Source organism: Flavobacterium erciyesense, from assembly GCF_018069925.1.
Taxonomy (GTDB): domain Bacteria; phylum Bacteroidota; class Bacteroidia; order Flavobacteriales; family Flavobacteriaceae; genus Flavobacterium; species Flavobacterium erciyesense.
The window spans coordinates 91060-106372 of record NZ_JAGPXB010000007.1 but is presented as its reverse complement, the minus strand read 5'-3'; the positions used below and the strand labels follow the sequence as shown (position 1 = coordinate 106372).

Below are 15313 nucleotides of genomic sequence, written 5' to 3'. Positions count from 1 at the left end.
ACCGAAGTACAAAGTTCCAAAGTTGTTACGCCACTCATATTAAAATTTCATCTTGCTGGTTTGGGCTCTACTGCAAAAGGAATTGAATTAAAACAAGTATAAAATGACAATTAACTGTAAAGGAAATTTAATCGATTTAAGCAGTCCGAAGGTGATGGGGGTTTTAAATATTACACCCAATTCGTTTTTTGATGGCGGGAAATATAAAGAGGAAACTGCTATTTTGACTCAGATAGAAAAAATGCTACAGGCAGGCGCTACTTTTATTGATGTAGGTGCTTATTCTAGTAAGCCTAACGCCGAATTTGTAACCGAGCAAGAAGAAATTGACCGCATTGTGCCCGTAATTGAATTGATTTTAAAATATTTTCCTGACACGTTATTATCAATAGATACTTTTAGGAGCGCTGTTGCAAAAGCTACTCTTGATCGCGGAGCAGCTCTTATTAATGATATTTCGGCGGGGAGTTTAGATGCTGCCATGTTTGAAGTTGTGGCCAAATACCAAGTTCCCTATATCATGATGCACATGCGTGGCAATCCGCAAACGATGCAAACTTTGACAAATTATGATAATGTAGTAAAAGATTTATTGTCTTATTTTTCTGAAAAAATAGCATTGGCACGCAGTTTTGGTATTAATGATCTTATTGTAGATCCTGGCTTTGGCTTTGCTAAAACTTTAGTTCAAAATTTTGAAATTTTCCAAAAATTAGAGCATTTTCACATTCTTGAGTTGCCTTTGCTTGTGGGTATTTCTCGTAAATCTATGATTTATAAAACTTTAGAAACAACCGCTCAGGAAGCCTTAAATGGTACAACGATCTTAAATACGGTTGCACTAACCAAGGGCGCTAAGATACTGAGAGTGCATGATGTGAAAGAAGCTAAGGAGTGTGTTACTTTGCTTCAAAACTTGAAATAATTATTAATCAATTTATTGATGGTGATAGGGTTCATTTCGCAAAATAGTAAAGCCACGATATAATTGCTCAATAAAAAATAGCCGAACCATTTGGTGCGAAAAAGTCATGAGCGAAAGGGAAATTTTGCCTTGTGCTTTTGCGTAAACAGTATCAGAAAATCCGTAAGGACCTCCAATTACAAATACCAAAGTTTTTATTCCTGAATTCATTTTCTTTTGTAATTCGGCCGAGAAACCTACGCTCGAAAAATTTTTACCGTTTTCATCCAGGAGAATCAATTGGTCAGTTGCAGTAATTTTAGAAAGTATCAATTCTCCTTCTTTTTCCTTTTGTTGGCTTTCGCTAAGATTTTTTACATTTTTGATGTCAGGGATGATTTCTAGGTCAAATTTGATGTAAAACGACAACCGTTTTGTATAATCGTCAATTAAAGTTTGTAACGCTTTGTTGTCGGTTTTTCCTATTGCAATAAGCTTAATATTCATAAAAGTAATGCTTTTGGGCAAAGGTAGTCCTAATCTTGGATAAGGAAAAGTGGATTGAATTAAAATTTAATCCAGATTTTGTCAATGTACAATTCAAAAGTTTCTGCTACTTTGTTACCAATTAAAAAAGTGATTTCTTCGAGATTTCCGCCGGTGTAATTAGGTAAATCTAATTGTCGTCCTCTGTAAAAAGGAGTTAATTCTTCAACTGGAATTTTGATTACTTCCCAGTCTGGACCTATAGTGAATGTATAAGTAAAGGCGTGTTGTTCTGATTTAAACTGCTTCACACGAAATTGATACTGTTTACCATCGCCCTTTACACGTAGAAAAACTGTAGCTTTTTGTGATATACCGCTATTTTGACAATCTAGTTTAGTTGCGCAAAAACCGCCATTATTTTCTAGGGATACTTTACCTTTAAAAAGCACGAAGTTTTCGCGTTCAATTCTCATCTCGCTGTTTGAAACGCCTCCCATCACGGTGTCGTTTACGGTACGCCAAGTTTCAAAATCTTCTTTTCGGCTTGAATCGAAAAGAATAATGGTTTCCAAAGAGTTTGTTTCCATTTTTTACACTTTTGGTAATGGAGCACCAACGGCAATATCACAGCGGTGATTTTCTTGGCCATGTGGCGGATTCATTCCTGCTTCAGTGACTACAGGTGCTGGAATTGTTGCGGGCTGTGTTGTAGTACTTTGTGGTACCGATTTTTGTGTTGCTGCAGGAGTTGGAGCTGCAGGTGTGCTTAATGAAGCTCCTACGGGTATGTCACATCGGTGTCCTGGCTGGCCATGTGCTGGATTTACGTCAGCGCTAGTAGGCGCAACGGCTAAACTAGTTGCTGGAGTAGCATTTGGAACTTCGCTTTTCATTTGGCGTCCTACTTCTGTAAAAGGAACTACAATTTTATTTGGCGCAGGCTTTTGAGTTTCTTTGTTGCAAGAAGTCAGTGTAAGGAGCGCAACAGCGCTATAATAGAGCAAAGATTTCATAATAGTTCATTCTTTAGAAACTCAAAGATACTTGATTATTGCTATTTGCCAAAATAATTAGGGTAGGGTTTTGGTTCTCAGAAGTTACATGTGAAAAAGTCTTTATTTATCAATTTTTTAATAAAGTTGCTTGTTTCCAAATTTCCTAGTCCGCAAAATATAACCTATTTTAGCAATTCAAAAATTATCGAAAAATGATCAGCGAAAAACAGTTCGAAAAGGAATTACAATTAATTATTGAAAATGCAATTCGAGAAGATGTAGGAACCGGAGATTATAGTTCACTAGCTTGCATTCCTATTGATGCAGCAGGAAAAGCGAAGTTATTGGTAAAAGAAGATGGGATCATCGCTGGTGTAGCTTTTGCAAAAAAGGTTTTTGCATACGTTGATGCTGATTTGCAAGTTGAAACTTTTATTGAAGATGGGAATTTTGTAAAAAAAGGAGATGTCGTTTTTCACGTAAGTGGTAGTTCACAATCCATCTTGAAAGCAGAGAGAGTAGTTTTAAATTCGATGCAAAGAATGTCCGCAATCGCCACGAAAACCAATCAATATGTACAATTGTTAGAAGGAACTCAGACTAAAATTTTAGATACTCGAAAAACCACACCGGGATTTAGAGCTTGTGAAAAGTGGGCTGTAAAAATTGGTGGCGGAGAAAATCATCGATTTGCTTTGTATGATATGGTAATGCTTAAGGATAATCATAATGATTTTGCTGGGGGAATTACGTTGGCAATTGCAAAAACCAAAGCTTACCTTGAAGCAAATAAGCTCGATCTAAAGATTATTGTAGAGGCAAGAAATTTAGCTGAAATTGAGGAAATTTTAGAAAGTGAAGGTGTTTTCAGAATTCTAATTGACAACTTTAACTTTGAAGATACCAAAAAAGCAGTTGCGCTAATTGGAGATAAATGTCTGACGGAATCGTCCGGAAATATCAACGAAAGCACGATTAGAGCCTATGCAGAATGTGGAGTAAATTACATTTCTTCAGGAGCATTGACTCACTCTGTTTATAACATGGACTTGAGTTTAAAAGCAATATGAATCTCTTATTAGAAGATAAACTTGTTAAAATGCCTGTGATTAGGCATGTAATCTCGGGACTTCAAAAATTGAAGTTACCATGGTTACAAGGTTTGTCTTTATATGATTTGATTGTTCTTTACAGTAAAGGAATTGTTGAAAGTGCCGTTCCGTATCATGCCAGTGCCATTGCTTTTAGTTTTTTTATGGCTTTGTTTCCCTTTGCACTTTTTATTTTGAATTTGATTCCTTTTATTCCAATTGATGGTTTTCAGGAGGATTTTTTACTATTCGTTAAAGATGGTGTTCCGCCCAATACCTATGATGCTATTTATAAAATCATCAGTGATATTTTGAATAATAGTGATTCTGGTTTGCTGTCTTCGGGTTTTATGTTATCTATTTTTTTGATGGCAAATGGTTTAAACGGAATTCTTGGTGGTTTTCAAACTTCAAGACATGTTATTGTAAAAAGGGGTTTTGTTAGGCAGTATTTGGTGGCTTTAGCAATGTCTTTGTTGTTGTCGGTTTTACTTTTGGTTACCGTAGCAACCATTGTTGTTTTTGAAGTTTTGTTGCAAAAAACAGTATTTAGTGATCAAGTTTTACTCATCGTTGCAGGTAGATATGCCTTTGTAATTTTGATGATTTTGCTTACTACGTCGGTACTTTTTAAATTCGGAACTAAAAGAGTAGGCAATAGAGCATTTATCTCGATAGGATCTGTATTCACAACAATTTTAATTTTAATTGATTCTTATCTTTTCGGGATTTGGGTAACCAAGTTTTCTAAGTACAATGAGTTGTATGGCTCCATTGGAACGCTTTTAATTTTGATGTTTTACATCTGGATTAACTGTGTAATTTTGTTGTTGGGATTTGAATTGAATGCAACAGTCTCTAAGTTGCGTGCAAAAAAAGAGTAGTTTAAAAGGGAATAGTTTTAGTAAAAAATAATAAAAATAAGATTAGAATGAAAAAAGTGATTACCGCAGTAGCAATTATGATTTCAATGGCATTTTATGGCCAAAATAATCAAGTAGTTGGTAAATGGAAAACTATTGACGATGAAACAGGTAAGCCTAAATCTACGGTCGAAATTTATGAACGTGCTGGACTTTTGTATGGTAAAATTGTTGATATCGTAGAGGCAGATAAAAGAAAAAGCCTTTGTACTTTATGTACTGGAGAAGATAAAAACAAACCAGTAATGGGTCTTGTTATCATTAAAGGTCTTAAAAAAGACGGAAAAGAATACAATGGAGGGAAAATTGTAGATCCAACAACCGGAAAGCAGTACAAATGTTTTATTGCACTTGAGGGGAATGATAAATTAAATGTACGAGGGTACATTGGAGTATCTCTTTTTGGTCGTACTCAAACTTGGAATAGAGTTAAATAAACGCCTCATTTAGGTTTTGAATAAATCAAAAACGTAAAGTAATAAGCTTTCAAAGTAAAAAAATAATACATGTATTTTGTTGAAGTAATTTTGCCGCTATCTTTGGCTAAGACCTTTACGTATGCTATTTCCGAGGAAGAATATAAGTTTATTCAAATAGGGATGCGCTTAGCGGTTCCGTTTGGTAAAAGTAAAATTTATACTGGTTTAGCGATAGCTACGCATCAAAACGCGCCTGTTTTGTATGAAGCAAAAGAAATTAACCAAATATTAGATGAAAAACCAGTTGTTACTGAGATTCAAATACAACACTGGCAATGGATTGCATCGTATTACATGTGTGCTATTGGTGATGTGTACCGCGGTGCCATGCCAAGCGCTTTGTTGTTGGAGAGTGAAACAGTTATTTCGCAGCAAAATAGTACAATAATAGATGTTTCACTATTAAGTGACGATGAGTTTTTAGTGTACGAGGCGCTACAACAACAAGCTACCTTAAAAGTCAACGATATTATTGCAATATTGAACAAGAAGAATATCTTTCCTGTCATTCAAAAGTTAGTTGATAAAAATATTTTAGTACTTCAGGAAGCGATTCAAGAAAGTTATAAGCCCAAATTAATTCGATATGTGCGCTTGCACTCTCAATATGATGGCGATTTGGGTTTGGGTGTTTTGCTAAACAACTTAAAAAACGCTCAAAAACAACGAGAAATTGTGATGGCTTTTTTTCAACTTAGTGCAAGTGAAAAAAAGCCGGTAACAGTAAAGAAATTAGTAGAAATAACACAGTCATCAATTGCAGTTGTTAAAGCTTTAATAACAAAAGAAATTTTCGAAGAGTATTTTTTAGAAACAGATCGCGTAGAATTTGGAGCCAAAAATGCCAGCGAATTGAAATTGAGTGAGCAACAAGAGGAAGCGAGCTTGGCTATCAAGGCAGTTTTTGAGTCTAAAGAAGTTTGCTTATTGCATGGTGTAACCTCAAGTGGTAAAACGGAAATCTACATTCAGCTTATTCAAGAGTATCTAAACTCAGGATTACAAACCCTGTATTTGTTGCCTGAAATTGCGTTGACCACTCAATTAGTCAGCCGGTTAAATGCTTATTTTGGTAACAAAGTGGCTGTTTATCATTCCAAATACAATAATAACGAGCGTATTGAAGTATGGAGGCAAGTTTTGTCAAATTCAGAAAAAGCGCAAGTTGTTATTGGTGCCCGTTCTGCTTTGTTTTTACCATTTTCAAATCTAGGTTTGGTTATAGTAGATGAAGAGCACGAACAAACCTTTAAACAAGTAGATCCTGCGCCACGTTATCATGCGAGAGATGCGGCTATTGTATTGGCTCATTCTCATAAAGCTAAGGTGCTACTAGGATCTGCAACACCAAGTATCGAAACCTATTACAATGCACAATCCGGAAAGTTTGGATTAGTTGAGCTTAGTAAACGATACGGTAACGTGCAGCTACCGGTCATTGAATTGGTTGATTTAAAAGATAAATATTTCAGGAAAAAAATGACAGGTCATTTTAGTGATGTTTTAATTGCTGAGATGGGGCAAGCACTTTCGTTGGGAGAACAAGTAATTTTATTTCAGAATAGAAGGGGTTATTCACCTGTGGTAGAATGTATGACTTGTGGGCATGTTCCGCAATGTCAGCAATGTGACGTAAGTTTGACTTATCATAAAAATAAAAATCAATTGCGATGCCATTATTGTGGCTATACTATGGCGAAACCAACTAATTGTCATTCATGTTCTAGTATTGATTTGTTGACTAAAGGATTTGGTACCGAGCAAATAGAACAAGAGTTACTTACTATTTTGCCGAATGCAAGAATAGGACGTATGGATCAAGATACGACAAGAGGTAAATTTGGCTTTGAACGTATAATTGATGCCTTTAAAAATAGAGAAATTGATGTTTTGGTTGGTACGCAAATGTTGGCCAAAGGACTGGATTTTGATAACGTAAGCTTAGTTGGGATTTTAAACGCTGATAATATGCTCTACCATCCTGATTTTCGTGCTTTTGAGCGTAGTTATCAAATGATGACACAAGTTGCAGGTAGGGCAGGGCGCGCTCAAAAACAAGGAAAAGTAATTATTCAAACCTACAATGTCAATCACAATACGATTCAACAAGTTACCAGAAATGATTATGTTGGTATGTATAAAGAGCAATTGTATGATAGGCAAATTTATAAGTATCCTCCTTACTTTAGAATCATTAAGCTTACTTTAAAGCAGCGTGATTATGATAAATTGAAGCAAGGCTCTCTGTGGTTGTATCAGGTTTTACAACAAAATTTAGATATGCCTGTTTTGGGTCCAGAAGAGCCAGCGATAAGTAGGATTCGTAATGAATATTTGCGTACAATTATGATTAAAATGCCTCAAAATGTTGGGGTTGCTACAACAAAAAAAACTATCCAGAAAATCCTGAATAGTTTTGAAGCTGTTGCGCAATACAGAGCAATTAAAGTTTCTGTAAATGTTGATTTTTATTAAGAAAAAGACAAAGCTTTTACTAAATCTTCTTTTTTGTGACGACTCAATGGTATTTTTGTCGAACCTATTTCGGCAAATTTACTATTAAAACGTTCTACCTTGTCAATATTGATGATATACGATTTGTGTACACGAACAAACTTATCCTTTGGTAAGTCGCTTTCAAAAGCCTTCATTGTAGACAAAACCAAATTACTATCATCCTCTGTCACTACTTTTACATAATCTCCAAATGCTTCAATCCATTTGATTTTTGATGTAAATATTTTTAGTTTCTTAAGATTACTTTTAATGAAAATGTGATCACCTTCTTCGTCTTTATTTTCTTTTTTAAGTAAATGAAAATCAATAGCTCTTTTTACAGACGAATTAAAACGATCAATTGCAATTGGTTTTTGTAAATAATCGGTGGCATCATAATCAAAAGCCTTCATTGCGTATTCTGCTTTTGAGGTGATAAAAATGATCTGCGGTTTGACTTTTAAACCATCCAAAAAATCAAATCCACTAATTACTGGCATCTCAATGTCGAGAAAAATCAGGTCAACATTGTGAATAGACATACAACTACGCGCTTCAATAGCATTAGAAAAATCACCGATTAAATGTAGGCTTTGGTGATTATTAACTAACTTTGCGATAATCATTCTCTGAATGGAGCTATCATCTACAACTACACAGTTTAGTTTCATAATTTTTCAATTTTTAGATTTGGCATTGTAAACATAATAATTATTTTTTAATCTGTAACCACTTGCTATTCCTTTTTTTGTCATACGTCGAATAAAAATGAAATAATGTTGCTTATTTTAAAAAAATGATTACTTTTGCACCCAAATTAACAATAAATATATTTTTATGAATCATTATGAAACTGTTTTCATTTTAAATCCCGTTTTATCTGAAGTTCAGGTAAAGGAAACAGTAAGCAAATTTGAAGATTTTCTTACTAGTAGAGGTGCTGAAATGGTGTCGAAAGAAGACTGGGGTCTTAAAAAGATGGCTTACGAAATTCAAAACAAAAAAAGTGGTTTTTACCATTTGTTTGAATTTAAAGTATCTGGAGAAGTACTACTTGCATTTGAAACTGAATTTAGACGTGACGAAAGAGTTATGCGTTTCTTGACTGTAAGTCTTGATAAACATGCTATTTCATGGGCTGAAAGAAGAAGAACTAAATTAAAATCTACAAAAGCTTAATTATCATGGCAACATTACAACAATCAGCTTCAGGGAAAAAAGACGGAGATATCAGATATTTAACGCCTTTGAACATAGAAACTAACAAAACTAAGAAATACTGTCGTTTCAAAAAATCAGGTATCAAGTATGTTGATTACAAAGATGCTGATTTCTTATTGAAATTTGTAAATGAGCAAGGAAAAATTCTTCCTCGTCGTTTAACAGGAACTTCTTTGAAATACCAAAGAAAAGTGTCTGTAGCTGTGAAAAGAGCACGTCACTTAGCTTTAATGCCGTACGTAGCGGATTTACTTAAATAATAATTAATCAAAGTTGTTGCCTCGCCTAGGCGGGCTAACTTCTACAATACAAGGACAACAACATGGAACTTATTTTAAAACAAGACGTTCAAAATTTAGGGTTTAAAGACGATGTAGTAACTGTAAAAAATGGTTACGGTCGTAATTACTTAATCCCACAAGGGTTCGCTCAATTAGCTACTTCTTCTGCAAAGAAAGTATTGGCTGAAAACCTAAAACAAAGAGCGCACAAAGAAGCTAAAGTGGTTGCAGATGCAAAAGCACTTGGTGAAGCTTTAAAAGCAATTGAAATCAAAATTTCTGCAAAAGCAGGTGGAGAAAAATTATTCGGTTCAATCACTAACAGTGATATCGCTGAGGCATTAGCTAAAGGTGGTCAATCGGTTGATAGAAAATTCATCACAAGCGGAATTGTGAAACGTACTGGTAAATATACTGCTAGTGTACGTTTACACAGAGATGTTATAGTTGAATTAGACTATGAAATTGTTGCAGAAAAATAATATTTTGTTAGCATTTCGTTAATAAATTACTAAAATCACTCTTCGGAGTGATTTTTTTTTGCTTAATTTCGCGCCACAAACAATACATACTCAAACAAATGAAAAAAATCATTACATTATTACTTATCTTTTGTAGTTCGGTCACCATGATTGGTCAAACTACAACTTCTAGTATTAAAGGAATTGTAAAAAGCACAACGGGTGAAACATTACCTTCGGCATCAATTTTAGCAGTTCACACTCCTACAGGATCTAAATATTCTGGAGTTTCAAACGTAGATGGAAGATACAATATGCTTAACATGCGTATTGGTGGACCGTACAAGATTACCGTTTCCTTTGTAGGTTACAAATCTCAAGAATTTAATGAGGTTTATTTAGAACTTGGTAAAGCATTAATTTTGGATGCAGAATTATCAGACGAAAGTATGCAATTGAGCGAGGTGAAAGTTACAGGAGCTAAAAACAAAGTATTTGGTAACGGTAGAACAGGTGCTGAGACTACAATTGGTAGAAAAGAGTTATCAGCTTTGCCAACAATTTCTAGATCTGCAGAGGACTTTACACGTTTAGAGCCATCTGCAAGTGGAGGGTCTTTTGGTGGTCGCAATGATCAATATAATAGTTATTCATTGAACGGAGCTGTGTTTAACAACCCTTTTGGTTTAGATGCTGCTACACCAGGTGGACAAACGGGTTCTCAACCAATCTCATTAGATGCAATTGATCAAATTCAAGTAGCTACTGCTCCTTATGATGTTACTTTATCTGGTTTTACAGGAGCATCTGTGAATGCAGTTACTAAATCAGGTACTAATGAGTTTCATGGTACAGCTTATGCTTTTTTTAGAAATCAAGATCTTACAGGTGGACGTATTAAAGGACAAGATATTTTTGTTCCTTCTTTAGAGCAAACTCAAGCAGGTTTTAGCATAGGTGGACCAATTGTAAAAGACAAACTTTTCTTTTTTGCCAATTATGAAATTGACCAAAGAAGTGATTTGGGGTCTAATTTCGTGGCTAATAATGGTGATGGAGTTGCCGGAGTGAATGAATCAAGAGTTTTAGAGTCTGATTTAATTGCTGTTTCATCTGCATTGAGTAGATTGGGATACAATGCTGGAGCTTATCAAGGTTTCAAGCACAACTCAAATTCTAATAAAGGAATTTTTAAATTGGACTGGAATATCAATGACAACAATAAATTAGCAGTTATCTACAATTTTTTAGATGCTAGTAAAGATAAACCAGCACATCCATCAGCATTAGGATTTAGAGGACCGGATGCAAATACACTTCAATTTGAAAAATCAGGTTACCAAATTAACAATGAGTTGAGTTCATTTTTAGTAGAGCTTAATTCAAAAGTGAGTGAAACTGTTTCTAACAAATTACAAGCCGGATACACAACATTCAATGATTTTAGAAACCCTTTTTCGACACCAGCACCAGTAATTAATATTCAAAGTAATGGATCTAATTATATTATCGCAGGACACGAGCCTTTCTCTATCAATAATACTTTAAGTCAAAAGGTTTTACAAATTACAAATAATTTAAATTATACTGTAGGAACACATGCACTTACCTTTGGTGGTTCGTTTGAAAAGTACCAATTTGAAAACTCATTTAATCTTGCTGGTTATGATAATTTTGGTAATCCAAATGGTTATGCTGGAACTTTCTTTTCTCCGTACTTCAGTGTACAAGATTTTTTAACAGATGCTGCTAAACCATTTGCTAGTAGTATTATTGCACAAAATTTACTTTACGCGCAAAACACAGCTGCAACAAAAAACACTTTTGCTGTTGGTGCTGATAACGGCTGGAAATTAGCGGAATTAAATGTAGGTCAAGCTGCATTCTATGTGCAAGATGATTGGAATATTACTGAGAATTTCAAATTCACGTATGGTATTAGAGTTGATAAGCCATTGTATTTTAATACGTCAGATTTGATTCAGAAATATATTGATACGCAAAATGGAGCTACAAGAAACAATAACACTTTGTATTACAATCCAACAACTAAAATGAATGAGCAATTAATCTCAACTACGTTACCTACTGCTGAATTGTTGTGGTCTCCTAGATTTGGTTTTAATTGGGATGTAAAAGGTGATAAAACAACACAATTGCGTGGAGGTTCTGGAATTTTTACAGGAAAACTTCCTTTCGTTTGGTTAGGAAATCAAGTAAGTGGTGCTGATGATGGTTTCTTCCAAATTATGGATAAAGACTTTAAGTGGCCACAAGTATGGAGAAGTAGTTTAGGTTTGGATCACCGTTTCAAAAATAATTATATTGCTACACTTGATGTTGCTTACAATAAAGATATTAATGGGGTACACGTTCAAAACTGGGGATTAAGAACTCCATCAGGTACTTTGGCAGGTGTAGATAATCGTTTAATCTACAATGCTTCAGATAAAGGTGCTAACAATGCTTATGTAATGACCAATTCTAGTAAAGGTTATGTTTTGAACTCTTCTGTAAAGTTGCAAAAAACATTTGATAACGGAGTATTCGCTAGTTTAGCTTACAACTACCTAGTTGCCAAAGATGTGAACTCTATCGAAGCTGAAATTACAGGTGATGCGTTTGCATTTAATCCTGCTTTAGGAAATGTAAACAATGCTGTTTTATCAAATTCTAAATATGGAGATACACACCGTTTTATTGGTGTAGGTTCAAAAAAATGGAAATACGGTTCTAATGATGCATGGGCTACAACAATTTCAACTTTCTTTGAATATGCTCAAGGAGGTCGTTTTAACTACATTTACGGTGGCGACATTAATAATGACGGATCAGGAACTAACGACTTAATTTACGTTCCAACTACTACTGAAATTGGTGCTATGGCATTTAGTGCTCCTGGTCAAGGTGCTGCTTTTGATGCATTTATTAGTCAAGATAAGTATTTGAGTGGTAGAAGAGGGCAGTACGCAGAACGTTATGGAGCTTTAGCACCTTGGAGAGGAAAATGGGATATGAAATTAATTCAAGATTTTAACTTTAAGCCTTCTTCTCAATCGTCTAAAACTAACACTATTCAATTTAGTATTGATGTTTTAAATGTTGGAAATTTAATCAATTCTGATTGGGGATTAGTACAGGTTCCTACAAGTATCCAACCTATTGGAGTTAGCGTTAATCAAACTACAAAAGTACCTACTTATACTTTTAACGGAACGCAAACAAAAACATTCAATTATGATGCTAGCTTATTGTCAAGATGGCAAGCACAATTCGGATTAAGATATATCTTTTAGTAGATATTTTAAAGTACCCAAAAGCCTTCTTGAAAAAGAAGGCTTTTTTGGTTTTAAAATTATAAATTTGCACCCATTTTTATTTTAATCAAAGTCCGTATTCGGACCAATAGCAATTATATATTTCATGAAATATTCAAGACTTACAAAAGAGCAATTTGAAGAATTAACGCAAGAGTTTACTAATTTCTTAGCAACCCAAGCAATTGATAAAGCGGAATGGGATAAAATTAAATTAGAAAAACCTGAAGTAGCAGAGCAAGAATTAGATGTTTTCTCTGATTTGATTTGGGAAGGTGTTTTGTCTAGAGCAACTTTTTTAGAGCATTTTTCTAAAAATCATATTTTTCTTTTTGAATGTTTTGATACACACGTACAATCAATTGTTTTAAAATCATTAGTTCCTGATGTTGATTTTCTAACGCGTGAAGGTTTACAATGGTTGAGTGACAATATGTTTACTGATACTATTGAAATGAAAGTAGGTAAAAAAGAATTCACAGAAGAGCGAAATTCATCAATTTTTCAATTGATACAACAAGGAGCTTTTTTGAGCGACGGTCAGTTATACCAACAAATAAACTCGATTATCACATCCTAATTATGTTGTTTTTTGGTTTAATTTGGTTATTTTAGTACACTGATTATAGGTACTAAAATGACCAATTTTTTTTTATGGATGACCAAAAGATAATATTAAAATTACGCGAAGAATTACACTTTCATAACCACAATTATTATGTGTTAGATACACCATTAATTTCGGATTATGAATTTGATATGAAACTAAAGGCCCTTCAAGATCTTGAAAATGTACATCCAGAATGGTACGATTCTAATTCTCCAACGCAGAGAATTGGTGGTGCTGTAACTAAGAATTTTGAAACTGTTGCACATGAATACCGCATGTATTCGCTAGATAATTCGTATTCAAAAGAAGATTTAATAGAATGGGAAAACCGAATAAAGAAAACTTTAGGTGATGTACCTTTGCAATATACATGTGAGCTTAAATACGATGGCGCCTCTATAAGTATTACCTATGAAAACGGACAGTTGAAACGGGCATTAACTCGTGGTGACGGTTTTCAAGGAGACGATGTTACGAATAACATAAAAACTATCAAATCAATTCCTCTCTCTTTGAACGGAAATGATTTTCCTGAAAAATTCGATATTCGTGGTGAGATCGTTTTGCCTTTTGCAGGTTTCGAAAAAATGAATCAAGATTTGATTGCCCTTGGTGAAACACCTTATTCAAATCCAAGGAATACAGCTTCAGGAAGTTTAAAATTACAAGACAGTGCCGAAGTAGCCAAACGCCCGCTAGACTGTTTGTTGTATTTTATGATTGGCCCCAACCTTCCTTTTCAATCTCAATTTGAAGGCTTACAAGCTGCGAGAAAATGGGGTTTTAAAGTTCCTCAAGAATCAAAATTGGCTCAAAATTTAGACGAGGTTTTTGAATTTATTGAATTTTGGGATCAAAACCGAAGCAATTTGCCTTACGAAACAGATGGTGTAGTCATAAAAGTGGATAACCTACAATTTCAAGACGAATTGGGTTATACAGCTAAATCACCAAGATGGGCGATGGCTTATAAATTTAAATCAGAGCAGGTTGCTACCATTTTAGAATCTATTTCGTATCAAGTAGGTAGGACAGGGTCAATAACACCTGTTGCTAATTTAAAGGCAGTACAGTTGGCAGGTACAATTGTAAAAAGAGCTTCCTTACACAATGCGGATCAAATTGAAAAATTAGATATTCGGGTTGGAGATACTGTTTTTGTTGAAAAAGGCGGCGAAATTATCCCGAAAATTATTGCTGTTGATTTAACCCAACGACTCCTTCACGCTGAGCCTACGATGTATATTGATAAATGTCCGGAATGTGAAAGTAATCTAGTAAGGAACGCTGGCGAAGCTAATCATTATTGTCCCAATTTTTATGGTTGTCCGCCGCAAATTATAGGTCGTATTCAGCATTTTATTTCTCGAAAAGCTATGGATATTGAAGGATTGGGTGGCGAAACAGTTGCGCTATTGTATCAAAACAATTTAGTTCAAAATTACGCAGATCTTTATGACTTGAAGGTTGCTGATATTTTACCATTAGAAAGGATGGCTCAAAAATCAGCTGAAAACCTAGTAAATGGTGTCGAAAAATCAAAAAGTATACCGTTTGAGCGTGTACTTTATGCATTGGGAATCCGTTTTGTTGGTGAAACTGTCGCTAAAAAATTGGCCAAGTATTATAAAAGTATTGATGCTTTGCGAGCGGCAAATTTGTTAGAGTTGATGTTAGTTGATGAAATAGGAGAGCGCATTGCTCAAAGTGTCATGGACTTTTTTCAAAACCAACAAAACAGTATTACCATACAGCGCTTAAAAGATTATGGTTTACAGTTTGAGCTATTAGAAAATACAAATCCTAATGCAACTAATTTGTTGGTTGGAAAAACATTTGTGGTTTCTGGTGTTTTTGAGAAATTTTCTCGTGACGAGTTGAAGAAAGCAATTGAAGATAACGGCGGAAAAGTAGGAAGTTCTATCTCTGCCAAAACAAATTATTTGATCGCTGGAGCAAATATGGGTCCTGCAAAATTGGACAAGGCTGTAAAGTTGAATGTTTCGATTATTTCGGAGGATGATTTTATGAACTTAATAGCTTAAA

At 34.5% G+C, this 15313-nt stretch carries 15 protein-coding genes; 11 read left to right on the top strand and 4 right to left on the bottom strand.

Annotated elements, in window-relative coordinates; all coding sequences use genetic code 11:
* The first annotated feature begins 103 nt into the window (after nt 1-103).
* A complete protein-coding gene (folP, locus tag KBJ98_RS09380) occupies nt 104-925 on the top strand; it encodes a dihydropteroate synthase (RefSeq protein ID WP_210789931.1) in 822 nt (273 codons plus the stop codon).
* A 12-nt stretch (nt 926-937) separates the two neighbouring features.
* On the opposite strand, the gene rlmH is transcribed toward folP, so the two are convergent.
* Genes rlmH through KBJ98_RS09365 form a run of 3 tightly spaced genes read right to left on the bottom strand, consistent with a single transcriptional unit; the run spans nt 938 to nt 2406 of the window.
* Complete coding sequence (gene rlmH, locus KBJ98_RS09375) at nt 938-1411, bottom strand: 23S rRNA (pseudouridine(1915)-N(3))-methyltransferase RlmH (protein ID WP_210789928.1); 474 nt, start codon at nt 1409-1411, stop codon at nt 938-940.
* Nucleotides 1412-1470: 59 nt separating this feature from the next.
* Entirely contained in the window at nt 1471-1980 is a 510-nt protein-coding gene (locus KBJ98_RS09370) for a CIA30 family protein (RefSeq protein ID WP_210789923.1), read from the bottom strand.
* A 3-nt stretch (nt 1981-1983) separates the two neighbouring features.
* Nucleotides 1984-2406, bottom strand: a complete 423-nt coding sequence (locus tag KBJ98_RS09365; RefSeq protein WP_210789919.1) for a hypothetical protein — start codon at nt 2404-2406, stop codon at nt 1984-1986.
* Nucleotides 2407-2600: 194 nt separating this feature from the next.
* Here KBJ98_RS09365 and nadC point away from each other — a divergent pair, with 194 nt between their 5' ends.
* From nadC to priA, 4 genes are all read left to right on the top strand, one after another.
* Nucleotides 2601-3458, top strand: a complete 858-nt coding sequence (gene nadC / locus KBJ98_RS09360; protein ID WP_210789916.1) for a carboxylating nicotinate-nucleotide diphosphorylase — start codon at nt 2601-2603, stop codon at nt 3456-3458.
* A complete protein-coding gene (locus KBJ98_RS09355; RefSeq protein WP_166133780.1) occupies nt 3455-4363 on the top strand; it encodes a YihY/virulence factor BrkB family protein in 909 nt (302 codons plus the stop codon). The genes nadC and KBJ98_RS09355 overlap by 4 nt, the downstream gene beginning before the upstream one ends.
* Nucleotides 4364-4410: 47 nt before the next feature.
* Nucleotides 4411-4839, top strand: a complete 429-nt coding sequence (locus tag KBJ98_RS09350) for a DUF2147 domain-containing protein (protein ID WP_210789913.1) — start codon at nt 4411-4413, stop codon at nt 4837-4839.
* Nucleotides 4840-4908: 69 nt separating this feature from the next.
* On the top strand, nt 4909-7356 hold the full coding sequence (gene priA / locus KBJ98_RS09345; protein ID WP_210789910.1) for a replication restart helicase PriA: 2448 nt from the start codon (nt 4909-4911) through the stop codon (nt 7354-7356).
* Here the strand turns inward: priA and KBJ98_RS09340 are convergent.
* On the bottom strand, nt 7353-8048 hold the full coding sequence (locus KBJ98_RS09340) for a LytR/AlgR family response regulator transcription factor (RefSeq protein WP_210789907.1): 696 nt from the start codon (nt 8046-8048) through the stop codon (nt 7353-7355). The genes priA and KBJ98_RS09340 overlap by 4 nt on opposite strands.
* A gap of 166 nt (nt 8049-8214) precedes the next feature.
* Here KBJ98_RS09340 and rpsF point away from each other — a divergent pair, with 166 nt between their 5' ends.
* From rpsF to ligA, 6 genes are all read left to right on the top strand, one after another.
* Entirely contained in the window at nt 8215-8556 is a 342-nt protein-coding gene (gene rpsF, locus KBJ98_RS09335; RefSeq protein WP_166133788.1) for a 30S ribosomal protein S6, read from the top strand.
* A 5-nt stretch (nt 8557-8561) separates the two neighbouring features.
* The gene (gene rpsR / locus KBJ98_RS09330) at nt 8562-8858 is read left to right on the top strand and encodes a 30S ribosomal protein S18 (RefSeq protein ID WP_026715037.1); all 297 of its coding nucleotides are present in this window, start codon (nt 8562-8564) and stop codon (nt 8856-8858) included.
* Nucleotides 8859-8920: 62 nt separating this feature from the next.
* On the top strand, nt 8921-9361 hold the full coding sequence (gene rplI, locus KBJ98_RS09325; RefSeq protein WP_210789905.1) for a 50S ribosomal protein L9: 441 nt from the start codon (nt 8921-8923) through the stop codon (nt 9359-9361).
* A gap of 98 nt (nt 9362-9459) precedes the next feature.
* On the top strand, nt 9460-12636 hold the full coding sequence (locus tag KBJ98_RS09320; RefSeq protein ID WP_210789902.1) for a TonB-dependent receptor: 3177 nt from the start codon (nt 9460-9462) through the stop codon (nt 12634-12636).
* A 127-nt stretch (nt 12637-12763) separates the two neighbouring features.
* Nucleotides 12764-13237 (top strand): DUF6495 family protein, encoded by a 474-nt coding sequence (locus tag KBJ98_RS09315; RefSeq protein WP_210789899.1) that lies wholly within the window; start codon nt 12764-12766, stop codon nt 13235-13237.
* A 74-nt stretch (nt 13238-13311) separates the two neighbouring features.
* Nucleotides 13312-15312: an NAD-dependent DNA ligase LigA gene (gene ligA / locus KBJ98_RS09310; protein WP_210789896.1), complete on the top strand. Its 2001-nt coding sequence runs from the start codon at nt 13312-13314 to the stop codon at nt 15310-15312.
* The last annotated feature ends 1 nt before the right edge of the window (nt 15313 follow it).